The organism is Gluconobacter sp. NFX36, assembly GCF_049887835.1.
In the GTDB taxonomy this organism is placed as follows: domain Bacteria; phylum Pseudomonadota; class Alphaproteobacteria; order Acetobacterales; family Acetobacteraceae; genus Gluconobacter; species Gluconobacter japonicus_A.
Genome location: NZ_JAGEKJ010000001.1, coordinates 98,457 through 120,913, shown reverse-complemented (window position 1 = coordinate 120,913; position 22,457 = coordinate 98,457). Strand labels below are relative to the sequence as shown.

Here is a 22,457-nt window from a genome sequence, read left to right as displayed (position 1 = left end):
CGAACACCAAGGCCCTATGGCTTCGGAAGCGTTTCTGAGAGAGCGGGCGCTGTCCGATCCACTCTCTCAAGGGCAGCGATCTCCGATCTGATTTTTCCGCTTTCGAGTTCCTCTGCAATGTCGGCAAGCGGCTCTCCGGCGGAAAGAGCCTCTGCCTTAGCCTGCCAGAACATCGCAGTCTCAGGATCAGGCACGCACAGACCTGCCGCCATATCAAAGCGCAGAAGCGTTACCTCACCGCTCAGGCGCCGCAACGACCGCAAAAGCTTGTGCGTGTGTTCGCTTTCCTGCCCGACGCTCGATAAACCACCCAAAATTGGTAAAGAACCACGCGCAAACTCAGCGCGTGTCGTGTCCACCCCGGCCTGCCGTTGGGTTCTGTCCGTGGTGAGAGTGTCATCACCGTTCAGGACAGCAGCAAGATAGCGCAGATTGCCAACAATGGCAGAACGAAGCAGGCCATTCATATCCTGTGTGACACCCTGCGGACAAACCGCAAAAGCACAGCCGAGGCCGATCAGGCTGCCCACCGTATTATCGAGAATACGTAACCACGCAATGCCATGAGACGGCATCGTCATTTCCGTCACAATAATAAAATGCGCACTCAGAAACATGACGAGCAGCGTGTAATTCACGGCTCGCATCGCAATCGCGCCAATCACGAACACCGCGAGCGCCACGGCCATTTCCGGCAGGCCCGGCAGAAATGGCGAAACCGCCAGAACGAGAACGCCCCCGCCAATTGTGCCCAGAACACGTTCCAGAGCCCTTACGAGCGTGGTCTGACCGGAAGGCTGGATCACCAGCAGAAACGCAACAAGTGCCCAGAACCCGTAGCTGAGACTTAGCCATTGCGTCGCCAGATATGTTCCCAGAAGCCCGACAACCATCCGCAATGCATGGCGCCAGATCACGGGCGTCAAACGGGCCACATGCCGTGGAGCTTCGGCATCAAACGGCATCCGGGCTTTTTCTGCCAGCCCGTCCGCAAGATTACCCAATGTGCGTGCGCTGGTTGCAACAAGCTCGCTGATCGTACCGGAACGAACGCGAATACTGCCAGCAAGCGCCAGCGCCTCCTGAGACAACGCTTCAAGATCGGGAACAGGCGCGAGGGCAGCCTCACTCGCATGCTGGCAGAGAGCAGAAAACGCAGCCAGCGTTCCCCGTGCCTCAAAGTCCAATCCGCGCGTTTCCACAAGATGTTCGACAGCCAACATGGCCGTAAACAGACGTTCCGCACCAGCCAGAGACGCAATCAGTCGGGCACGCATACTGTAGCTGGCATGGCCCGCGTCAATCTGGAGCGCGACACCCCTCGCCCGTTCAATCGCTGTTCGGATTGTCTGCCGGTGTACGGTTTCCTGCAATCGCCCTGCAGCCAGTTCCCCAGCCATTACCGAGAGCAGCCTGTAACACCCTCCCACAGCACGACGTGCAGGAGCGTAGGGATGTTGTGGCCAGAGAATCAGGCATAGGAAAATGGCCCATACGCCTCCACCACCAAAGGCGTAGCTGATGGTCAGCGCATCCGGTAGCGTACGGGCCGGAAAGCCAATACCAGCCAGCATGACGCAGCCCAGAAGGGCACAGAGCAACGCCATGCTCGGGACAAGCGCCCGCGCCAGCCCCACGAACAGTCCTGTCACGATCAGCCAGGGCAGAACGCCCCAGAAAGGCGATGTGGCAATCAGGGAGGCAACACCACCCAGCACGGCACCCGCAACAGTGAAAATACCCAGAATACGGAACTGCTCGCGCGCCGTACCACCGGGTTCAATCAGGCAGCACCAGAACGCTGCAAACGCAGCCCAGGCAAAAACGGCCTGATGGAAATAAAGAGCAGGAAGAAGGGCAACAACGGTTGCAAGGGCCGCCCGGACACCCTCAGCCGGAGCAAGCTGCTCAGGGCTGAGAGGAACCGAATGACGGGCCAAAAACTGGGACAGGAAAGTCAGGTGACGGGTGCGGTTCAATGAAGCCTGTCGCGTCAGTGGATCACGCACCGTCATCTTATCGTCCTGTTAAAATACGCTCCACGAGCTGGCCCACTGTAGGAACAAATCCGTTTGCATAAAAGGGATCGGTTCCGAAACGCCACGCGTTCGTGCCACCAAACATCAGATTGTGGTCAACCACATCATCCGCATGTTCATCATTCGGAGCATGGGCAATGGTCTGAAGCGTTTTCTGGATGCAGAAGGAACGGGGGTCAGCTTTCTGTCCATTGGTATACGGCTCGCGCTGCATCCAGTTGGAGAACTTACATGCGGACAGACAGCCCATGCAGTTCGTCTGATCCGCAAGGATCTCCCGGGCACTATCAGGCGTGACGAAAACCAGCGTATCATCCGGTGTGCGAAGCGCTTCCGTGAATCCCTGCGCTTCCCAGCCAGCGATATGCTGGCGGTCTGTCGAAGAGACAAACACTTCACGCTTGCGCGCACCCACGCCGTAAGACGCATCCAGCTCTGCTGTCGCTTCGGGGCTATAAGCGACCTGTCGCTCAGAGCGGCCACGAAGATCCTGCATGAAGCTGTTGTTCACGGCAGAAGAATAGAAGCCCGTCGGGGAGAAGCGGTTGAGATACACATCTCCCTTCTTCAGCGTCAGAAGACGGCGCTTCCACGCATCGGGGATCGGGCTTTCCTTCGTAAGCAGTGGCCGGGTACCGAACTGAAACGCGATCGGTCCGAGATCCGGGTTCCCGATCCAGTCCTGCCAGTCTTCAAGTGCCCAGACACCACCCGCCATGATGATTGGGGTCTCATCCAGACCATACTGACGCATGACCCGACGCAGTTCGAGGACGCGCGGGAACGGGTCTTCCGGGTTCAGCGGATTTTCCGTGTTGGACAGGCCGTTATGACCACCAGCCCGCCACGGATCTTCGTAGACCACTCCCCCCAGCAGTTCCGGAGCCTTGCTGTACGCCCGACGCCAGAGCGCATTGAACGCACGCCCCGAAGACACGATGGGATAATACGGAATGCTGTGCTTGACCGCGATTTCCGACAGGCGATACGGCATGCCCGCACCGCAAGTCAGACCGTTGATCAGACCCGGGGCACCCCCGAGGATACCCTCGATGATCTCTTCTGCGCCGCCCATTTCCCAAAGGATATTGGCGTGGAGACGACCTTTGCCGCCAGCAATCTCATGAGCGATCTTCGCCTGCGCGATACCACCATCAATCGCATAGCGGATCAGTTCGCGCTGCCGCTCACGGCGAGTGCGACCATGATAGATCTGGGGAACAGGACGCCCCTGTTCGTCATAGCTGTCAGCGTTGACGGCGGAAATAGTTCCAATTCCGCCGGCAGCAGCCCAATGACCTGCCGAGGTACCGGTGGAGACAGAAACACCTTTGCCTCCCTCAACCAGCGGCAAAACATCCTGACCACCAAAACGAAGGGTGTCGATCAACTTCATGGGGACTCGATGTCTCCGATACTCACATAAAAAAGGCGGGGCCTTGCGAGCCCCGCCCGAGGACTCACTCGGCGTCGCGACGGGGCGGACGGCCAGGCTTGGCCCCCACGCTCTCCGTAATATCGGCACCGGTTTCCTGATCGACAACCCGCATAGACAGCTTGACCTTGCCGCGATCGTCGAAGCCGATGACCTTGACCTTCACGGCATCGCCCTGCTGGACGACGTCGGACGTCTTGGCAACACGGCCCTGGGTCAGTTCAGAGATGTGAACCAGACCATCACGCGGCCCCAGGAAGTTCACGAACGCACCGAAGTCCGCCGTCTTCACAACCTTACCGTCGTAGATGCGACCGATTTCCGGCTCTGCGACGATGCCTTCAATACGGGCAATTGCCTTCTGGGCCTGCTCGTCATTGGAGGCAGCGATCGTGATCGTACCGTCATCACCAATGTCCACCTTGGCGCCGGAATACTCGACGATCTCGCGGATAACCTTACCTCCGGAACCGATCACATCGCGGATCTTTTCCTTCGGCACGGAGATCGTGGTGATCTTCGGGGCATTGCCGGATACGCCTTCACGGCCTTCCGTCAGAGCCTTCGACATTTCGCCAAGAATGTGGATACGGCCGCCACGAGCCTGCTCCAACGCGATCTGCATGATTTCCGGCGTGATGGACGTGATCTTGATGTCCATCTGAAGGGCCGTGATGCCCTGCTCCGTACCGGCGACCTTGAAGTCCATGTCACCCAGATGATCTTCATCACCCAGGATGTCGGACAGAACCGCAAAACCACGATCTTCCTTGATCAGGCCCATGGCGATGCCAGCGACCGGACGCGGCAGCGGCACACCGGCATCCATCAGCGCCAGAGACGAACCGCAGACGGTTGCCATGGAAGAGGAACCGTTGCTTTCCGTAATCTCGGAAACCACGCGCATCGTGTACGGGAACTGCTCCTTGGACGGCAGCAGCGGATGCAGAGCGCGCCATGCCAGTTTGCCGTGACCGATTTCACGACGACCCGGGGAGCCCATACGACCGCATTCACCGACCGAGTATGGGGGGAAGTTGTAGTGCAGCAGGAAGTTGGAGCGGTATTCGCCTTCAAGCGCGTCAATGACCTGCTCGTCCTGGCCCGTGCCAAGCGTCGCGACAACCAGAGCCTGCGTTTCACCACGGGTGAAGAGCGAGGAACCATGCGCACGCGGCAGGATACCGACTTCTGCAAGGATCGGGCGAACCGTCTTCAGATCGCGACCGTCAATACGGATGCCCGTCTTGAGGATAGAGCCGCGAACGACCTGTGCCTCAAGCTCCTTGAGCATCGGCTTGGCCAGTTCAACGTCAAAGCCTTCTTCCGCCAGAATCTCGTTGATCCGGTCTTTGGCCTCGCCAACCTTCTTGTAGCGGGCCTGCTTGACGCGCTCCTTGTAGGCTTCAGCCATCAGCTTGTTGCCGACCTTCTCGACGCGCTTACGAAGGGCGATTTCTTCCTTCGACAGCGTCGGCAGATCCCACGGAGCCTTGGCGGCATGTTCAGCCAGAGCAATGATGGCTTCGATCACAGGCTGGAAAGACGAGTGACCCAGCGTCACGGCTTCCAGCATGGTCTCTTCCGAAAGCTCGCTGGCTTCAGATTCAACCATCAGCACGCCTTCGGACGTACCAGCGACAACGAGATCCAGTGTGCTGTCCTTGACTTCGGACAGCGTCGGATTCACGACGAGCTTGCCATTAATGCGACCGATACGGGCAGCACCGACCGGGCCAAAGAATGGGATGCCGGACAGCGTCAAGGCAGCGGAGCAACCGATAAGGGAGACGATCGCCGGATCGTTTTCCATGTCGTGGCTCAGAACAGTTGCCGTGACCTGAACTTCGTTACGGAAGTTCTCCGGGAACAGCGGACGGAGCGGACGGTCGATCAGACGTGCATTCAGCACTTCTGCTTCAGACGGACGGCCTTCGCGCTTAAAGAACCCACCCGGGATCTTACCAGCGGCATAAGCCTTTTCCTGATAATTGACCGTCATCGGGAAGAAGTCCTGTCCCGGCTTAACGCTCTTGGCGCCAACAGCCGTACACAGAACAACCGTGTCACCATAAGTGACCATGACAGCGCCGTCAGCCTGACGGGCAATCTTGCCGGTTTCGAGGATCAGCGGGCGTCCGGCCCACTCGATTTCCTTACGGAAATAATCGAACATATCGTTCTCCTAGATTAGGAACCAGCCATCATCTGGATAGTCCGGCAGGTGACGGAGCAGCGTTTCGGACGGCATGGCGGTGGCAACGGGAGAATACCCGCAACGACACCATGTGGCCTGAAACGCCGGTCGCGCACCCCACCTGCGGAACATCCGATGGCAGGAATGTCCGGGGGCAAGCCCCCGGACGACGTATCAGCGACGCAGGCCGAGACGCTCGATCAGACCCTGATAGCGGGCCTCATCCTTGCGCTTCAGATAGTCCAGCATGCTGCGACGCTGACCGACCATCATCAGAAGACCACGACGGGAGTGGAAATCCTTCTTGTGGGTCTTCAGGTGCTCGGTCAGGTTGACAATGCGCTCGGTCAGGATCGCGACCTGAACTTCCGGGGAGCCCGTGTCGGTCTCGTTCTGGCGGTATTCAGCGATCAGAGCCGTGCGGCGTTCTGCAGTAATCGACATCGTGTTCTCCAAAAAACTCGTGGTTTTCCAGCATCCGTGCTGCCCTGAGCCGTCCATCGCGGATCTGACACAGGCCAATCACGTGCTCTCCGATCATCGCACGCCACAGTTGGTCTCCCTCCTGTGACACGGCCGGCAGAGGATACGTCAGATCAGCGGGGTCAAGAGACTGCCCCCAGATCAGTATCCTTCCCTCCGCTTCGGTAACGGCCAGCGCCGGGATGTCGACCAGCGCGGTCGCTACATCCAGCAGAGGAGCCGGAAGAGCATCGGCCTTGTCCACAGTTTGAGCCGATTTGTCCAGTGCTATCTGATCTATCGTCATGGCATGGGACAGATCGAAAGGTCCGCATTTCGTCCTGCGAAGGACTGAAATATGCCCGACCGTTCCACAGGCCAGAGCAATGTCACGGGCCAGCGAGCGCATATAAACACCCTTGCCGGATTGGACTTCAAAGATTGCTGTGTCTGCATCAGGACGCGACACCAGAGTTATCGAATCGATACGTGCAGGACGTGGAGGAAGCTCAGGCGGACGGCCGGAACGCGCCAGATCATAAGCTCGCTGACCACCAACACGCAGCGCTGAAAAGACAGGAGGAACCTGCATGACGTCACCGGTCAAAGATGGCAGGCAGGCTCGGAGTTCTTCATCCGTCGGACGATACGATGAGGTTGCCAAGACCTCACCTTCCAGATCATCAGTCGTGCGGCTTTCACCCATCGTCAGCGTGAACTGGTAACGCTTTGTCGCATCCATGATGTAGGGGATGGTGCGTGTAGCCTTGCCGAAAGCGATGGGCAAGATACCAGAAGCCAGAGGGTCAAGCGTACCAGCGTGGCCAGCTTTCTGAGCGTCAAATGCCCAGCGCAGCTTGTTGACCATATCTGTTGAGGTCGGACCAAGTGGCTTGTCGAGAATCAGCCAACCGTCAATCTCGCGTCCACGTTTTCTCGCCACTGTCCCAGCACCCTTTGTCCATGATCGGGCGCTGATAGACCAGTCAGACAGGTAAATGCAAAAAACTCCTCCTGACGAATGTCAGAAGGAGTTTTTCAAATCAGTCTTCCAGATCGCGCTTCACTTCCGGAGACCGGAAAAGCTGATCCAGTTCCATCGCATTGTCCAAAGCCGTATCTGGCTGGAAATGGATTTCGGGAACAGTCCTGAGCCGAAGCATCTTGGACAGCCCCGTCCGAAGGAAAGGAGCAACCCGCTTCAGCGCCGGAAGAACCTCTTCCACATCGCTGCGACCCAGACGGGTTACAAAAGCCGTCGCATGACGAAAATCCGGAGAAATCCGAACTTCCGTCACAGTCACATGAACATCCAGCAGTTCCGGATCACGGAACTCCGTACGGGCAAAGATTTCCGCCAGAGCACGACGGACTTCCTCAGCCACCCGAAGCTGCCGGGTGCTTGGTCCGTGAGCAGAGACGCCCGCCGGACCCTTCAGGTCATTTCTGGAACGTGAGCTCAAGCCGGGATCACTTCCATCTCATAGCACTCGACGACATCGCCTTCGCGCAGATCATTGTAACCTGCGAAGGACAGACCGCACTCATAGCCACGAGCCACTTCCTTGACGTCGTCCTTGAAGCGCTTGAGCTGGCTGAGTTCACCCTGATGGATGACCACGTTCTCACGCAGCAGACGCACGCCACAGCCACGCTTGACGAGGCCTTCGGTGACATAGCAACCGGCAACCTTGCCAGTCTTCGTGATGTTGAAGACCTGACGGATTTCCGCATAGCCCAGGAACTTCTCGCGATGCTTGGGCGCAACCTTGCCCTTCACGAGCTGCTCTACGTCGTCCGCCACCTGATAGATGATGGAGTAGTAGCGGATGTCCACACCTTCACGCTGCGCCAGTTCACGAGCCTGCGTTGTCGCACGAACGTTGAACGCCACGATGATGGCATCGGAGGCCTTGGCCAGCTGAATGTCGCTTTCCGTGATCTGGCCGACAGAGGCGTTCAGAACCCGGATCGCAACTTCTTCATGGGCAAGCTTCTGAACCGTCGTCGCAATGGCTTCAGCAGAACCCTGCACGTCAGCCTTGATGAGAAGGGCAACTTCCTTCTGATCACCAGCCTGAATGCGGGCCAGCATCTGGTCGAGCGTTCCACGAGCGGCAACCTGCGTTGCAGCCTGCTTGTCCTTGATGACACGCTGACGGAACTCGCTGATCTCACGGGCACGGGCGTCGTTTTCAACAACAACGAACGGCTCGCCAGCACCAGGAACACCCGTCACGCCGAGGATTTCAACCGGCATGGAAGGACCAGCATCCTTGAGCTGACGTCCACGATCGTCGAGAACCGCACGGACACGTCCCCATTCCGCACCTGCGACAACAATGTCACCACGGCGAAGAGTGCCCTTCTGGACAAGAACGGAAGCAACTGGGCCACGTCCACGATCCAGACGGCTTTCGATAACCGTACCTTCAGCCACACGATCCGGGTTAGCCTTCAGGTCAAGCATTTCTGCCTGCAGAAGAATGGCTTCTTCCAGCTTGTCCAGACCAGTGCGCTTGAGAGCAGACACTTCGATGTCCTGCGTGTCACCACCCATGGCTTCCACAACGATTTCGTGGCTGAGCAGTTCCTGACGGACACGATCCGGATTTGCACCCGGCTTGTCGATCTTGTTGATCGCCACAATGATCGGAGCATTCGCAGCCTTGGCATGCTTGATGGCTTCAATCGTCTGCGGCATGACGCCGTCATCCGCAGCAACCACCAGAACAACCACGTCCGTCACGGATGCACCGCGAGCACGCATGGAGGTAAATGCCTCATGACCCGGGGTATCAATGAAGGTGATCTTCTTACCGGAAGGCGCCGTGACCTGATACGCACCAATATGCTGCGTAATACCACCGGCTTCTCCACCCGCCACATCAGCAGCGCGCAGGGCATCCAGCAGGGACGTCTTACCATGATCGACATGGCCCATCACAGTCACAACCGGAGCACGCGGCTTCAGGTCTTCCGGACGGTCCTCGACACCTTCAATGCCGATTTCAACATCGCTCTCGGCAACACGCTTCACGCGGTGGCCGAATTCCTCGACAACCAGTTCTGCCGTATCACCGTCAATGCTCTGAGTTGCCGTCGCCATGACGCCCATCTTCATGAGCGACTTGATGACTTCACCCTGACGGGACGCCATACGGTTCGCCAGTTCGGCAACCGTGATGGTCTCCGGCACGATCACGTCACGAACGACGCGAACCTGATCCGAACGCAGACGCTCCAGTTCAGCCTGACGACGCTCGCGATCACGCTGACGACGGACCGAAGCCAGTGAACGGGTCTTACCGTCGTCACCTTCAATCGCTGCACGCACGTCAATACGTCCGCTACGACGATCGCTACCACCGCCAGCGCCCTTGCGGGGTGACGGCTGTGCAGAACGACGCTGCGCCGCACCACCCGGTGCGCCACCACCGCCACCACTGCGGCGGGCAGGGGCACGACGTTCCTCATCACCGCCTACATTGGCAGCAGCCGAACGCAAGTGAAGGGTTTCCCCACCACGCGGCTGAGCCGGTGCAGAGGCGGGAGCCGGACGAGCCGTCTGAATGGGGCGCTCCGGCATGATGGCACGTTCTGCCAGCGGACGAAGACGCTGAACCGGCGCGGCCAGCTGAACACCACCAGTTGAATGGCTGCGCGGATCAAGAGGAGCAGAGCGCGCGGCTTCTTCGGCTTCACGTTCTGCCTGACGTGCGGCACGTTGCGCTTCCTGCTCAGCATGGATGCGCGCTTCTTCGGCGGTACGGACAGCCTGAAGGTCACGTTCTTTGCGAGCGGCCTCTTCAGCAGCCTGAGCCTCGACAGCCAGGCGCTGTTCTTCCTCGGCACGTCGAGCTGCTTCTGCAGCCGACATGATCTGGATTTTTTCTTCTTCGCGACGCGCAGCTTCCTCGGCTGCAGCTTTCCGCTGCGCCTCGAGAACGCGCTGGCGGGTCGCAAGCTCGGCAGCCGTCAGGGCGCGACCGCCGGCACCAGCACCACGTCCACCACGCGCACCACCTGCCGGGCCACCAGGACCAGAAGTTGCACGCTTGGGCTTGCGCACCTCAACCTGCACGACCTTGGATCGGCCATGGCTGAAGCTCTGCCGTACGGAGCCGGCATCCACTGTACGACCAACATCCTTGCGGCCTGCGGGGCGTAGGGACAGGCGGCCGCTCTTGTTCTGTTCGCCGCCCTGTGATGGGGTCTGTGTTCCGTCCTGGTTGCGCTCGTTGCCGTCGCTCATAGTTCCGCCTGTTCCTTACTGACCCCTGCGGGGTCTGGGAGTGGACGTCCTGCCACTCCCGAAAATCTCTCATGTTCGGCGATCAGGCGCTGTGCCAGCGCACCCGGCGCCATCACCGCATAGACCGCCCGGTCCCGGCCGAACGCCGAAGCCAAGACGCGATCGGGAACTGTCACCACCGGCAGAGAACGCCGGCCCGACACCAGTCTGGAGAACTCGTCCGGACTTGCACTTTCCGAACGGATCACCACCCCTGCCCTACCGGAAGTGAGCCACTCCCGGCATTTCTGAAACCCGCAGACAACCTGCCCCGCTCTTCGGGACAGACTGACGGCATCCAGCATCCGCTGTGTCAGACCGGCTTCGACGAGATCCGCCAAACTGTCCGGTACAGACACCTGAGCCTTCGCAGCACGTGCGAAAGCCTGACGGGTGCGGGGGCTATCTAACACATCCCGGCTAGCACTCAACCACATTCCCCGACCCGGCAGCTTTGCCGCCAGATCAGGCACAACCCGGTTATCCGGGCTGACTACGAAACGGATCATGCTCTCAGGCGGCTTCTGCTCTCGAGTCACGAGGCAGCGCCGCTCTGAACTGCGGCGCCCTAGAGCACCACGAACGGGACCATTATCAGTATCAGAAATATCAGACGTCGGTCGACTCCCCGTCCTGCTTGTCGGCTTCAGCCGATTCGTCACCTTCGAACCAGTGTGCTCGAGCAGCCATGATGACTTCATTTGCAGCATCTTCATCCATGGCATCGGCGCCAAGAATGTCCACAAGTTCGTCACCAGCCAGATCGGCCAGATCGTCGAGCGTCTTCACACCCTTCTCACCCAGCGTTACCAGCATCTGGTTCGTGAAAACTCCGAGGTCAACAACATCGTCCGTCACGCCAAGCGCCTTGCGCTTGTCGTCCAGCTCCTGTTCCTTGCCAGCCAGATACTCGTTTGCACGGAGCATCAGCTCTTCGGCAACGCTCTCGTCGAAGCCTTCAATATCATGAAGCTCGCCCGGGTCCGTATAGGCCAGTTCCTCAATGGAATGGAAGCCTTCTGTCACCAGCAGACTTGCAATCACGTCATCCACGTCAAGGGAGTCCACAAAGAGACCTGTCCGCTTGCGGAACTCTTCCTGACGGCGCTCCGATTCCTCGGCTTCTGTCAGAATATCGATGTCCCAACGCGTCAACTGGCTAGCCAGACGCACGTTCTGACCGCGACGACCGATAGCGAGCGAAAGCTGCTCGTCAGGCACCACGACTTCAACGCGCCCTGCCTCTTCGTCCATCACCACCTTGCTGACTTCAGCAGGAGCAAGGGCGTTCACCACGAACGTGGCGGCCTGCGGGCTCCAGGGAATGATGTCGATTTTCTCGCCCTGCAGTTCGGCCACAACAGCCTGAACGCGGGAGCCGCGCATACCTACACAGGCACCGACCGGATCAATTGCCGCATCGCGGGAAATCACGGCCATCTTGGCACGAGATCCAGGATCACGGGCAACAGCCTTGATCTCAATGATACCGTCGTAGATTTCCGGCACTTCCTGAGCAAACAGCTTTGCAAGGAAAGCCGGATGCGTACGGGACAGGAAGATCTGTGGTCCGCGCGGTTCGTCACGCACATCATAGATATAGGCGCGAACGCGGTCGGAGTTGCGGAAAGACTCGCGGGGGATCAGTTCGTCACGACGCAGAAGGCCCTCGGCATTGCCGATTTCGACCATCATGTTGCCGTACTCGGTCCGCTTGACGGTACCGTTGACGATCTCGCCTACGCGATCCTTGAATTCGTTATACTGGCGCTTACGCTCATATTCGCGAACGCGCTGAACGATGACCTGCTTCGCCGTCTGGGCAGCGATACGTCCGAAATCGATCGGAGGGAGCGGATCAACGAGATGCTCGCCAATCTGGATTTCCGGCTGGAACTTGCGGGCGATGTGAATGGGGATCTGCGTGTCCTCATTCTCCACCTGCTCGACAGCTTCCGTCCAGCGGCTGAGACGAACTTCGCCCGTCTTACGGTCGATGGTCGCGCGAATATCCTTCTCGTGACCATACTTTGCGCGGCCGGCCTTCTGAATGGCCTGCTCCATCGCTTCCAGCACTTCCTCGCGGTCGATGTTCTTCTCGCGCGAGACTGCGTCTGCGACCAGCAGCAGTTCAGGGCGGATAACAGATGTGTCCATCAGATCGGACCTCCAGCCAGCATGAGACGGGTCATTAGTTCTTCTTCCCCGGCTTCTTCGGGTTCAGTTTAGGAACGCGCGGCGTCTCGCCATCGCTTTCCTCGTCGGACGAAACGCCTGACAGGGCAGCACTTGCCTCGATCAGGGCATCCGTCAGCACCAGACGAGCCTTGCGGACTTCCGTCAGCGGCAGCTCTGCCTCGGTGCCGTCATCCAGACGGATAACACCTTTGCCATCCCGCGCGCCCATCACCGTTCCGGAGAAGCGACGACGGCCATTCAGCGGCACATCAAGTTCAGCCTTGGCCAGATGCCCGGCGAATCGATCCCAGTCCTTGGCGCGGGTCAGCGGACGGTCGATCCCTGCGGACGACACCTCCAGCATCCAGGCCCCAGGAATTGGATCATCGACATCAAGAATGGCGCCGACAGCGTGGCTGATCTGCTCACAGTCATCCACAGAAATCAGGGAGCCGTCTGCACGGTCTGCCATGATCTGGATGGTCGGGGTGTCGCGCCCGAGAACGGAAAGGCGAACGAGCTCGTAGCCCAGATCCGCCAGAGTCGGCGCGATCCGCTCTGCAATACGGGCTTCAAGGCCCGTGAGATGAGGCAGTTCGAGACCGGAAGATGTGTTCTGTTGAGGCAAGACAAAAAAGGCGGCCCGTCAGGGCCACCCCCCGAAAAGAGCGGAAGATGAATGGAATGGAACCTACTTAGGCCCTCGCCCCTCTCAATGCAAGTAGAAGCACAGGGAAGCTGCCATGCAGGGGATTCGAAAGATTTGTTTACATTTATCCAGACGCAGAGTGCTTGCCTTGGAAGGCCTGTCGGGGTGAGATGACTATCCGATGACAATCCAACCCGAGCCTAAACCACAACTTCTTCCTCAGCAGGAAACGCCTCGCAGTCGTTCACTCTGGGCGGGAGGAACCCTTCTGGCCGTTGCGTCCATCGGAGCGGGAGCTTTTTTCTTTACGCACTCTACTTCAACGCCAGCGGCGGCAACACTCGCTTCCTCAGCTGGCAATCAGACAGCCAGCGCTGCATCGACCTTTCAGGCAGATGCTCAGCTTTCCATGATTGCTCCTGGGGACGCTCCCAAAGCATTGGCAGGCACCAGCTTCACGGAACAGCAGAAAATCAGCATTTTGGCTGCCGTCAAACGGGGCGACATGCGACTTGTGGAAATGCCTGTTCTTGATGGCGCAGGCGTTACAGGGCAAACCGTTGATGTTACAGTGTCAGGGTTCACGCAGCGTATTGTTCTGACAGGAAAATTCCAGCACCTCGTGCTCCCGATTGTGGAAGCAGCGCAGGTCACGATTGATCCCGTCACCATGCCTCATGCCCCCGCTCTCACCATCGGCGCCCTGACCGCTCTTGGCCCCGAAGCCCTGCCAAGCCTGACTGCGCTGACCCAGCGTATCGTGCTTGACGTGATTGTTCAGTAAAGGCCTCCCGGTGCTTAAGTCGATCGTCCCCATGCTCAACCGGGCCATGCCACTCATGATGGCGGCCTTCCTAATTTTGGCGGTCATTCAGGTGGCCGTCATGCTACATCTGTCCCTGGACGGGCTTTGGCGAGCCATAGATTGGATGCGCCCTGCTTACCTACCTCTCGCCGGGACAGGCGCAGCACTCACCGCTTTAGGCCTCGCCTACGAAACTTCTGCTGAAAAACTGGCACGCCGTGGGCTACGCCGGAGGAAAGGTTTGATCATGGATGTTCTCAGCCGGCTGACCAATCGCGGTGCCCTCGAAGAACTCATGGCCCGCGAACAGCGAGAAACCGTCATTGATGCGGAAGAACTCGCCGCCTCCCTCCGGGCCCGTGTCATCGGGCAGGATCGCGTCTGCGAAGATATTGCCCAACAACTTCGGCGGCGACTGGCTCTTCAGGTCCGTGGCAAGCCTGTTGGAATTTTTCTGCTGGCTGGTCCCCCTGGCACAGGCAAGACCTATTTGGCCAAACAGATCGCAAAGCAGATGGAGCGACCCCTCCTGCATTTCGACATGACCCAGATGTCCAGCCCTCATGCAGCAACCCAGCTTTTCGGTTCTCCGAAAGGCTATGTGGGTTCCGACACGTTCGGCAAGCTGACAGGCGGCCTCAAGGATCAACCAGATGCGGTCGTTCTGCTAGATGAAATCGAGAAAGCACATCCAGATGTCTTCAAGAAGTTTCTGACGGCCTGGAACGATGGTCATGTTACGGAGGCTTCCACCGGTGAGCAGGTTTCCACCACGCGCGCCATTTTCATGCTGACATCCAACATCGCAACCGACGCCCTGACGGAAATTGCAGACCGGCTTGAAAATGAGCCGGACAAGATGCGGGCCGAGTCTGTGGAAGCTCTTAAGCGGGCCGGCTTTGCGCCGGAAGTTCTGAACCGCCTTGATCGGATCTTTGTTTTCCGCGCTCTGAGAGGGCTGGATCTGGCACGCGTGGCAGCTCTGGAAATCGAAGCCATGATTGAAAGCTACGGCCTTCATGTCGAGACAGGCGGCATTGATGCCGCCCTGCTCTTCCAGGTTATGGTCAAGCAGAAGAACCTTGGAACAGGGGCCAGCGCACGCGATCTGGTTCGCTCTATTGAGGATATGGTCAGTGAAAGCCTGATTGTCGCACGACAGCAGGGCGCAAAGATGGTCCGCCTTTCTGCCGGAGACGATGGCGTCAGAGCTGAAATCTCAAAGGATGCAGATGTACAGCTCGGTCGCCTGAGTCACTGATCCATGACAGCATTTGGTCGACTCTGGCGCCGTGCGCCCCTCTGGCGCACAAGCCTTTTCATTATGGTGGGAGGCATGGGAATGGCAGCATTCTTTCCTACCCCCACACTAAAGAAGCATCTTCCATGGCTTCCGGGAAAAGCTCCGGGAGCCAGTCCTGCGCCCACACAATCCGCACAGGGAAATGGCGGCGGCACGCCGAACAATAGCCCGGATAGTGTGACGGCCCCAGATCCCGCTATCATCCAACAGGCGGGACTGCACCTGGCCGGGCGCATCATTCCTCTCCCCGTTGGCGAATGGCATCCTATCCTGGCGGCCCGCACCGGGCCACACGGCGAAATTTCCCAACAGGTTCTGGCCAGAACGTCTCTTGGTGTCGTTTCGGGCGTCATAGTCGTCGAGGCCAGCCAACAGCCTCTACCGCCCCAGGCCGTAGATGATCTGGAACGCCCCTGCCATGATGATCGGAACTATGCATCCCAGATTGTGGAAAAACAGGGCCTGGTCGAAGAATGTGCCTATATCGGCAATGCCTTCATTCTGCCCGGGTCTCCCAACGGTGGCCCTTTTGTAAGTGCAGCTTTCGACCGCATGAACACTCTGGGCTTTCCCATCCCACCGCTCATGATTACGCTTGGATGGTATCACGCAGCGGCTCAAGGTACTCAGGGCGTCCAGATTGAAGCGGTGGAAACCCTGATTGCCCCAATAGAGCCGGGCTCACGCCAACTTCTGGCCCCTCCCCCCGTCTGGACGAAGGATGGGATCAAGACCAACCCGGCAGCGGCGAAATTTATTTCCGACGTTAAGACATGGATGCCCGGATGGACGGATCTGCTTCGCAGGGGATTCGATGGCAAGCTGGATGCGAATGCAATCCCTATTGCCCCCACCAGAGATCCGTCTGCCCCCAAAACGCCCTGAACTCTGTCAATGTCTGAGTAAGTAAAGGTCGCGCTTAGAGCACGACCTCTACTGCCTTCAAGTTGTTAGTGATGACCGACATTCCCGCCCATGCTGCGCCCCATCCGACGTTCTGCCATGCGGGCCAAACGTACGAAGGGCAGCCCCAGCAACAGATAGGCTGCGCCCACCATCAGGCCAGTTCCGAAATAATCGTAATAGGTGGATGACAGGCGCACATAAGTCTGGCTGAGCTCCGTCAGAGTGATAACGGAGACCAGCGAACTGTCTTTGAGCAGGGAGATGAAGTCGTTGGTCATGACGGGCACAACCGTGCGGAACGCCTGCGGCACCACAACCAGACGCAAAGCCTGCCAGTGCGTCATGTTCAGAGCAATCGCCGCTTCCATTTGTCCACGTGGAACGGACAGAAGTCCCGCACGATAGTTCTCGGCCTCATAGGCAGCGTAATTCAATCCAAGGGACAGGACACCGGCCATGAAAGGCGACAGGCGAATTCCAAACGCTGGCAGGCCGTAGAAAATGAATAGCACCTGAATCAGGAGCGGCGTACCACGCACGATTTCGACATAGAAACCGGCCGTCAGACGCAGTACAGCGCCACCGTAATGTCGGGCCAGAGCAAGTAAAAGCCCCAACGCAACAGCAAGAACCATGGCAAGCGCAGAAACCGCTAGCGTCATGAGAGCGGCCTGCCCAATCAGGGGCAGAAAACCGACATAGCGATGAACCAGAACTTTCCAATTATTTCCCGTCGTACTGGCCATGGCAGCCCGGTACCGGTCCCATTCCACCGGAGCGATGTCCGGATGGGTATGGTCGCCGGTATAGTTCTCCATCAAGGGAGTCCACAGGTTCCAGCGTGCCAGAATTTTATGGAGCGTTCCGTCCTTGATGAGTTCGCCAAGGACTGCATCCACCTGATCGCGCAGCGCACGGCTTCCAGGCGCAAAGGCGATGCCATACTCCATGCTGCCAATCGGTTCGCCGACCAGCTTCATGTCATCGGAAATACTGCCGTAATACATCGCGATGGGTGCATCGAGCAGGATCGCATCCAGTCGCCCGTTCCGAAGATCTGAAAAGGCGTTCGTCTCTTCTTCGTAAGACCGGATTGTGGAACCACCCTGTCGACGGAGCATACGCTCAGCAGTTGTATCCTTAATGGTTCCGATCTTGTGCCCCTTGAGCGCCTCCATCGTGTCGAGGCCAGTCTCATCCTTGCGCAGAATGATCCGCTCGCTCGTCACATAATAAGGGCGAGAAAACAGAACAGCCGCCTTGTGTTCCGGCGTCATTTCGATGCCGTCCACAACCATGCTGTACAGATCGCGGGACAGACCGGGGATCAGGCCGTCCCAGTCGTTCTGAATAAAGCGCCCTTTGCGGTGCATCTTCTCAGCAATGGCGTTGACCAGATCATACTCGAAGCCGGTCATCCGGGATTCATGTTCCGGGTCATGGAACACATAAGGCACGTTGGCCTCACCGTCCGAGGCCCAGGGCAGGTCCGTACTGTCCTTTGCTCCCGGAACAACCAGCGGTGCAGCAGTCTGCTCGTCAGCAGCTACAGCATGAACGGACGGCGCCAGCGTAAGAGCCAGCACAACGAGACACGCAAAAAACTTGTTCATTACAGCAGCGTCCGCAGGAAGCGTCGTGTGCGCCCCTCTTTCGGGTTGGCGAACATCAGGTCCGGGTCACCGCTTTCGACGATTTCCCCACCTTCTACATACAGTACCCGATCAGAGGCAGCCCGGGCGAATCGCATGTCATGTGTCACGACAAGCTGCGTCATGCCATCATCGTCCAGATCCCGCATGACGGAGAGAACTTCTTCCGAAAGCTCCGGATCCAACGCAGAAGTCGGTTCGTCATACAACATGACGGAGGGCTTCATCGCGAGTGCACGCGCGATGGCGGCCCGCTGTTTCTGCCCGCCAGACAAACTGTCCGGATAACGGTTCTTGACGCCAGACAGACCAACCTTCTCCAGAAGGGTACAAGCGGTGGCCTGCGCCTCATCCCGTGAAACACCCTTTACATGCATGGGCGCCATCATGACGTTATCAATGACGGTTCTGTGCGGAAAAAGATTGAAGGCCTGGAACACCATACCAACATGCGCGCGAAGGCGATGAGCCTGCGCTTCATTGGCGCGTGTCCAGTGCTTTCCGGTACAGGACAGTGTCACGTCTTCAATGCGGACAGTCCCGGCATCCGGATGCTCGAGGAAATTAAGGCACCGCAGGAACGTGGATTTGCCACAGCCCGAAGGCCCAATGATCGAGATCAGCTCGCCACGTTCAACATCCAGTGACAGACCACGAAGAATTTCGTTGCCATCAAAAGACTTGGCGATTGCGCTCGCCTGTAACACCAGATCAGTCAGTGCCGGATATCCCTTCAGAAGCCTCACGACCTTGCAGCCGCCCAGCCCTCATAACGAACCTCGCTGCAGCTATCGAGACCTTTCCTGCACATGACTTCGAGAATTCACCAGATTGCAGCTTTTCGGACGCCCCCTTGCAGTTCTTTCCTCCAGGGTCTCTAAGTCAGGCAGGACTGTGAACGAGACAGAATACGACACATGATACCCCAGCCTTCGTCTTCCGCGCCTCCTGCGTCCCTTCTGGATGTCAGGGATGTTACGGTGTTCCGCGGTGATCGACTGGTGCTTGATGGGGTGTCTCTTTCTCTGTTTTCCGGGGATGCGATGATCCTGACCGGCCCGAATGGGGCTGGAAAATCTACGCTTCTCAGAACCATCTCCGGATTACGCAAACCGGATGGCGGAACGGTCGACCGTCAAACAGAGATCGCCTGGCTGGGCCATCAGGATGCGCTGAAGCCCGGATTAACGCTGATCCAGAACCTTGCCCTTGCTGAGAAGCTCGGCAAAAGCCAGATGAACAAAGTTCTGGAGGCTCTGGACCTCGCATTTCTGGCAGATTTGCCTGCCCGTTTGCTTTCTTCCGGGCAGAAACGTCGGGCCGCTTTTGCGCGTGTCATGTTATCAGGCGCGGGTCTCTGGCTTCTGGATGAACCCACTGTCGGGCTGGATGTAGCGAGTATCGAACGACTTGGCGCCATCATGGCAGAGCATCGTGCAAAAGGGGGGGCCATGATCGTGACGACACATGTTCCCCTCCCCCTTGAAAACACCCGTTCGCATGAACTGCCCTCTCTCGCGAATACTGAACCGCTCTGGCTGTCATGACTGCTTTTCTTGCCCTGATCGACCGTGACCTGCGTATGGCCTACCGGTTTGGCGCCGATACGCTGGCGTCCCTGCTCTTCTTCATATTGTGTGGCAGTCTGTTCCCGCTGGCGCTTGGTCCGTCCCCTGACCTATTGCGCCATATGGGCCCCGGTATTGTCTGGGTCTGTGCGCTACTCGCCTCCCTGCTTCCCCTGGACCGTCTGTTCGGCTCAGAATTGGAAGACGGCTCCCTAGATTTGCTGATGCTGACCGGTCTACCCGCTTACGCCGTTGCGTTTGCCAAGATGATCGCTCACTGGCTGACAACAGGATTGCCTCTGCTGATCGCCGCCATACCGCTGGGAGTCATGCTTGGCGTTAAAGGCACCGAACTTCCCCTGCTTCTTCTGGGATTGATGCTGGGAACGATGTGCCTGTCCCTTCTGGGCGGCATGGCAGCATCCGTGGTTCTGGGCGCCCGACGTGGAGGCGTACTCCTGCCGTTGCTGGTCCTGCCTCTTGCAACACCAGTTCTGATTTTTGGCGCGGCCTCGTCTTATGCCGGACAGTTGGGGACCTCTTCGACTGCCGGATTCGATCTTTTGGGGGCGTGCCTTCTGGCTATGCTGCCTCTTTGTCCGCTCGCTGCAGGACAAGGCCTTAAAGCCGCAGTCGGCTAGGACGCGACACTACTTACAGCCTTACATCATATGGATTTTATAGCCGCTTATCTTCGAGAGAGGTGGACAACGGCTGATATCATCCTTCGTTAATAATACATAAATTGTTTATTTTTTTCAAAAAAATTATTGACTGTTAATTTTATATAATCCAAATAAGGCCTCAATACGCTTTCACGTTCCCGTGAGATTAAACTCCGTGAGCGCAGTCAAAGCTTCCCCTTATTTTCTGGAAATTTATAACATCATGGCTACACCTGACTGGACCACTGGCGACAAGTACACTTGGGTTGGCCCCAAGACCGGTGGCGACTGGAACGATGTCGCGAACTGGCAGTATGACGGCGTCGCCGCAACGCATGTTCCTAACACCCAGACAAATCAGGGAACGGTAACGATCCCTGCAGGGGTAACCGTCACGGTTTCAAGTTCCACGACGACGCTTGCAAACGTAAACATCAAGGTTTCCGGTACGCTTGATATTACATCAAGCAGCAGCGCTCTGAGCGTTAACAATCTGGAAGTTGCGTCTGGCGGCACAGCCAATATTGCGCGCGCCCTCACCGCGAACAACGGCCTTCAGGTTGACAGCAATGGTACGGCAACCTTATCAAATGTTACGCAGGACTGGTCGGGTTCTCCGGGCCTTAAGCCTTCCGTTGCTTCGGGCGGCACGCTGAACTTTGACAACTCGAATATTACGCTGGGAAGCGTTAACGGGAACGGCATTGCTGGCAATCTGAACATCTACAACGGTTCAACCGTCAAAACAGCCGGAAACAGCACGACCATCTCCGGTCCGATTACCGTCAGCGGTACGAATACGTCCTTCACTGAAAATTCGCAGCTTCAATCAACTCTGACGCTGAATGACGGCGCCAAGGCAACCGTTACAACTTATCCAGCAGACGGCACAAAGGTTGTTTTCGGAACGGGCCATAACACGCTCATTCTGCCAAGCGAGCAGTATGCTGCCAATAAGTTGGTTCTGGCCAACCTCAAGGAAGGCGACACGCTCGGCGTTAATGGTCAGACGGTAACTTCCGCGACCATGACAAGTGACAATGTCTCCCTGACCACGTCCAGTGGTACCATTGCCCCAAAGAGCGTCACCTACGACAGCAGCTACACAAGCGCTCCAACAGGCAATCAGAAGGTTGCGGTCGACACCAGCAACGGCAACGGCGTCATCTGCTTTCTCGCAGGCTCAATGATCCTAACGCCAACCGGTGAAATCGCAGTCGAAAACTTGGCAGTTGGCGACAGCGTGATTGTACATGTTGCGGGCCGCGAAGAAATTCGTCCTGTGACCTGGGCTGGCCGTCGCACCATGACGGTTCGCGCAGATCTTCCGGCTGATGAAGCGGGCTACCCGGTTCGCATCCTGAAGGACGCGATCTCAGCTGGTGTGCCTCATCAGGATCTGCGGGTCACGGCAGAACATTGCCTGTTCCTGGATGGCAAGTTCATCCCGGCTCGTATGCTGGTGAACGGTCGTTCCATTCACTATGACCTGTCCATTAGCTCCTATGACTACTTCCACATCGAGACGGCTGAACACTCAGTCATCACGGCCAATGGCCTCCTGACCGAGAGCTACCTCAACACTGGTAACCGTGGCTCCTTCCAGCAGGACGGCTCCGTGATCAGCCTTGGTGGCTCCATCAAGAGCTGGGTTGAAGACGCCGCTGCACCTCTAACGACGGATCGCACAACGGTAGAGCCGATGTTCCGGGCCATTGCTGCTCGCGCTGAAGCAGCTGCACTGCCGAAGGTTGCGCAGGACGTCACGCTGACAGCCGATGCAGACCTACACCTCGTGACGGAAGACGGTACAGTCCTTCGCAAGATGCGTGAGACCAACGGTTATGCCATGTTCATGCTTCCGCAGAACGTCCGCACCGTCCGTCTCGTGTCCCGCACGAGCCGTCCGGCAGACGTCGTTGGGCCGTTCGTTGACGATCGCCGCCAGCTTGGCGTGCTTGTCGGCAATATTGTTCTCTACGATGCAGGCAGCACAACCAACCTTTCCGCTCACCTGACAGAAGAAACACTGTCCGGCTGGAGCGCATTGGAAGGCCAGACTGCACGCTGGACGACCGGAAATGCAGAAATCCAGATCACGGATCGCGCTACGCACAGCATCGCCATGCTGGGTGTGCAGATCCTGTCTTCCAGCCAGTACATTGTGTCTGATGTGAAGACGGCAGCAGCCCAGACAGCCTGATCCTGCTTTCTTTTCCAACGGAAAACGCCAGCCTCCCGGGGCTGGCGTTTTTTGTTTTCAGCCTACGAAAATCACGACTGTTATCTCGACGCTGATAGGAA

Annotated in this window: 18 protein-coding genes; 6 read left to right on the top strand and 12 right to left on the bottom strand. The window is 57.9% G+C overall.

Annotated elements, in window-relative coordinates; all coding sequences use genetic code 11:
- Nucleotides 1-14 precede the first annotated feature (14 nt).
- From J4P41_RS00560 to rimP, 10 genes are all read right to left on the bottom strand, one after another.
- Nucleotides 15-2,015: an FUSC family protein gene (locus tag J4P41_RS00560; protein WP_211567627.1), complete on the bottom strand. Its 2,001-nt coding sequence runs from the start codon at nucleotides 2,013-2,015 to the stop codon at nucleotides 15-17.
- 1 nt (nucleotide 2,016) lies between these two features.
- Entirely contained in the window at nucleotides 2,017-3,435 is a 1,419-nt protein-coding gene (locus J4P41_RS00555) for an NAD(P)H-dependent flavin oxidoreductase (protein ID WP_426065743.1), read from the bottom strand.
- Between the two features lie 64 nt (nucleotides 3,436-3,499).
- Nucleotides 3,500-5,650, bottom strand: coding sequence for a polyribonucleotide nucleotidyltransferase (gene pnp / locus J4P41_RS00550; protein ID WP_426065742.1), 2,151 nt, complete (start codon nucleotides 5,648-5,650; stop codon nucleotides 3,500-3,502).
- 195 nt (nucleotides 5,651-5,845) lie between these two features.
- A complete protein-coding gene (rpsO, locus tag J4P41_RS00545; protein ID WP_010500901.1) occupies nucleotides 5,846-6,115 on the bottom strand; it encodes a 30S ribosomal protein S15 in 270 nt (89 codons plus the stop codon).
- On the bottom strand, nucleotides 6,075-7,076 hold the full coding sequence (gene truB / locus J4P41_RS00540) for a tRNA pseudouridine(55) synthase TruB (protein ID WP_426065741.1): 1,002 nt from the start codon (nucleotides 7,074-7,076) through the stop codon (nucleotides 6,075-6,077). The genes rpsO and truB overlap by 41 nt, the downstream gene beginning before the upstream one ends.
- Before the next feature lie 100 nt (nucleotides 7,077-7,176).
- Nucleotides 7,177-7,596 carry a 30S ribosome-binding factor RbfA gene (gene rbfA / locus J4P41_RS00535; RefSeq protein ID WP_010500897.1) on the bottom strand — a complete coding sequence of 140 codons (420 nt, stop codon included), beginning with the start codon at nucleotides 7,594-7,596 and terminating at the stop codon, nucleotides 7,177-7,179.
- Nucleotides 7,593-10,388 (bottom strand): translation initiation factor IF-2, encoded by a 2,796-nt coding sequence (gene infB, locus J4P41_RS00530; RefSeq protein ID WP_010500895.1) that lies wholly within the window; start codon nucleotides 10,386-10,388, stop codon nucleotides 7,593-7,595. The genes rbfA and infB overlap by 4 nt, the downstream gene beginning before the upstream one ends.
- Entirely contained in the window at nucleotides 10,385-11,089 is a 705-nt protein-coding gene (locus J4P41_RS00525) for an RNA-binding protein (RefSeq protein ID WP_023944810.1), read from the bottom strand. Before J4P41_RS00525 ends, infB begins: the two co-directional genes overlap by 4 nt.
- On the bottom strand, nucleotides 11,037-12,584 hold the full coding sequence (gene nusA, locus J4P41_RS00520; protein ID WP_010500891.1) for a transcription termination factor NusA: 1,548 nt from the start codon (nucleotides 12,582-12,584) through the stop codon (nucleotides 11,037-11,039). Before nusA ends, J4P41_RS00525 begins: the two co-directional genes overlap by 53 nt.
- A gap of 34 nt (nucleotides 12,585-12,618) precedes the next feature.
- Nucleotides 12,619-13,233, bottom strand: coding sequence for a ribosome maturation factor RimP (rimP, locus tag J4P41_RS00515; RefSeq protein ID WP_010500889.1), 615 nt, complete (start codon nucleotides 13,231-13,233; stop codon nucleotides 12,619-12,621).
- Nucleotides 13,234-13,435: 202 nt separating this feature from the next.
- Here rimP and J4P41_RS00510 point away from each other — a divergent pair, with 202 nt between their 5' ends.
- The 3 genes from J4P41_RS00510 to J4P41_RS00500 are packed head-to-tail and all read left to right on the top strand — an operon-like array spanning nucleotide 13,436 to nucleotide 16,247.
- Nucleotides 13,436-14,038, top strand: coding sequence for a hypothetical protein (locus J4P41_RS00510; protein ID WP_061932739.1), 603 nt, complete (start codon nucleotides 13,436-13,438; stop codon nucleotides 14,036-14,038).
- Nucleotides 14,039-14,069: 31 nt separating this feature from the next.
- A complete protein-coding gene (locus tag J4P41_RS00505) occupies nucleotides 14,070-15,320 on the top strand; it encodes an AAA family ATPase (protein WP_034881021.1) in 1,251 nt (416 codons plus the stop codon).
- Between the two features lie 3 nt (nucleotides 15,321-15,323).
- The gene (locus J4P41_RS00500; RefSeq protein ID WP_426065740.1) at nucleotides 15,324-16,247 is read left to right on the top strand and encodes a hypothetical protein; all 924 of its coding nucleotides are present in this window, start codon (nucleotides 15,324-15,326) and stop codon (nucleotides 16,245-16,247) included.
- A gap of 65 nt (nucleotides 16,248-16,312) precedes the next feature.
- Here J4P41_RS00500 and J4P41_RS00495 read toward each other — a convergent pair whose 3' ends face one another.
- Together J4P41_RS00495 and J4P41_RS00490 are read right to left on the bottom strand one after the other, a co-directional pair.
- On the bottom strand, nucleotides 16,313-17,881 hold the full coding sequence (locus J4P41_RS00495; RefSeq protein ID WP_426065739.1) for an ABC transporter substrate-binding protein/permease: 1,569 nt from the start codon (nucleotides 17,879-17,881) through the stop codon (nucleotides 16,313-16,315).
- Nucleotides 17,881-18,666 carry an amino acid ABC transporter ATP-binding protein gene (locus J4P41_RS00490; RefSeq protein ID WP_023944804.1) on the bottom strand — a complete coding sequence of 262 codons (786 nt, stop codon included), beginning with the start codon at nucleotides 18,664-18,666 and terminating at the stop codon, nucleotides 17,881-17,883. The genes J4P41_RS00495 and J4P41_RS00490 overlap by 1 nt, the downstream gene beginning before the upstream one ends.
- Nucleotides 18,667-18,837: 171 nt before the next feature.
- Between J4P41_RS00490 and ccmA the strand changes: the two genes are divergently transcribed.
- From ccmA to J4P41_RS00475, 3 genes are all read left to right on the top strand, one after another.
- Nucleotides 18,838-19,467: a heme ABC exporter ATP-binding protein CcmA gene (gene ccmA / locus J4P41_RS00485; protein ID WP_023944803.1), complete on the top strand. Its 630-nt coding sequence runs from the start codon at nucleotides 18,838-18,840 to the stop codon at nucleotides 19,465-19,467.
- Nucleotides 19,464-20,129, top strand: a complete 666-nt coding sequence (gene ccmB / locus J4P41_RS00480; protein WP_426065738.1) for a heme exporter protein CcmB — start codon at nucleotides 19,464-19,466, stop codon at nucleotides 20,127-20,129. Before ccmA ends, ccmB begins: the two co-directional genes overlap by 4 nt.
- A gap of 247 nt (nucleotides 20,130-20,376) precedes the next feature.
- Nucleotides 20,377-22,356, top strand: coding sequence for a Hint domain-containing protein (locus tag J4P41_RS00475; protein ID WP_426065737.1), 1,980 nt, complete (start codon nucleotides 20,377-20,379; stop codon nucleotides 22,354-22,356).
- Nucleotides 22,357-22,457: the final 101 nt, after the last annotated feature.

Excerpts from the sequence above, each read along its gene's own strand:
- J4P41_RS00560 (WP_211567627.1), bottom strand. The coding sequence starts at position 2,015 with ATGACGGTGCGTGATCCACTGACGCGACAGGCTTCATTGAACCGCACC.
- J4P41_RS00555 (WP_426065743.1), bottom strand. The coding sequence starts at position 3,435 with ATGAAGTTGATCGACACCCTTCGTTTTGGTGGTCAGGATGTTTTGCCG.
- pnp (WP_426065742.1), bottom strand. The coding sequence starts at position 5,650 with ATGTTCGATTATTTCCGTAAGGAAATCGAGTGGGCCGGACGCCCGCTG.
- rpsO (WP_010500901.1), bottom strand. The coding sequence starts at position 6,115 with ATGTCGATTACTGCAGAACGCCGCACGGCTCTGATCGCTGAATACCGC.
- infB (WP_010500895.1), bottom strand. The coding sequence starts at position 10,388 with ATGAGCGACGGCAACGAGCGCAACCAGGACGGAACACAGACCCCATCA.
- nusA (WP_010500891.1), bottom strand. The coding sequence starts at position 12,584 with ATGGACACATCTGTTATCCGCCCTGAACTGCTGCTGGTCGCAGACGCA.
- J4P41_RS00510 (WP_061932739.1), top strand. The coding sequence starts at position 13,436 with ATGACAATCCAACCCGAGCCTAAACCACAACTTCTTCCTCAGCAGGAA.
- J4P41_RS00505 (WP_034881021.1), top strand. The coding sequence starts at position 14,070 with ATGCTCAACCGGGCCATGCCACTCATGATGGCGGCCTTCCTAATTTTG.
- J4P41_RS00500 (WP_426065740.1), top strand. The coding sequence starts at position 15,324 with ATGACAGCATTTGGTCGACTCTGGCGCCGTGCGCCCCTCTGGCGCACA.
- J4P41_RS00495 (WP_426065739.1), bottom strand. The coding sequence starts at position 17,881 with ATGAACAAGTTTTTTGCGTGTCTCGTTGTGCTGGCTCTTACGCTGGCG.
- ccmA (WP_023944803.1), top strand. The coding sequence starts at position 18,838 with ATGATACCCCAGCCTTCGTCTTCCGCGCCTCCTGCGTCCCTTCTGGAT.
- ccmB (WP_426065738.1), top strand. The coding sequence starts at position 19,464 with ATGACTGCTTTTCTTGCCCTGATCGACCGTGACCTGCGTATGGCCTAC.
- J4P41_RS00475 (WP_426065737.1), top strand. The coding sequence starts at position 20,377 with ATGGCTACACCTGACTGGACCACTGGCGACAAGTACACTTGGGTTGGC.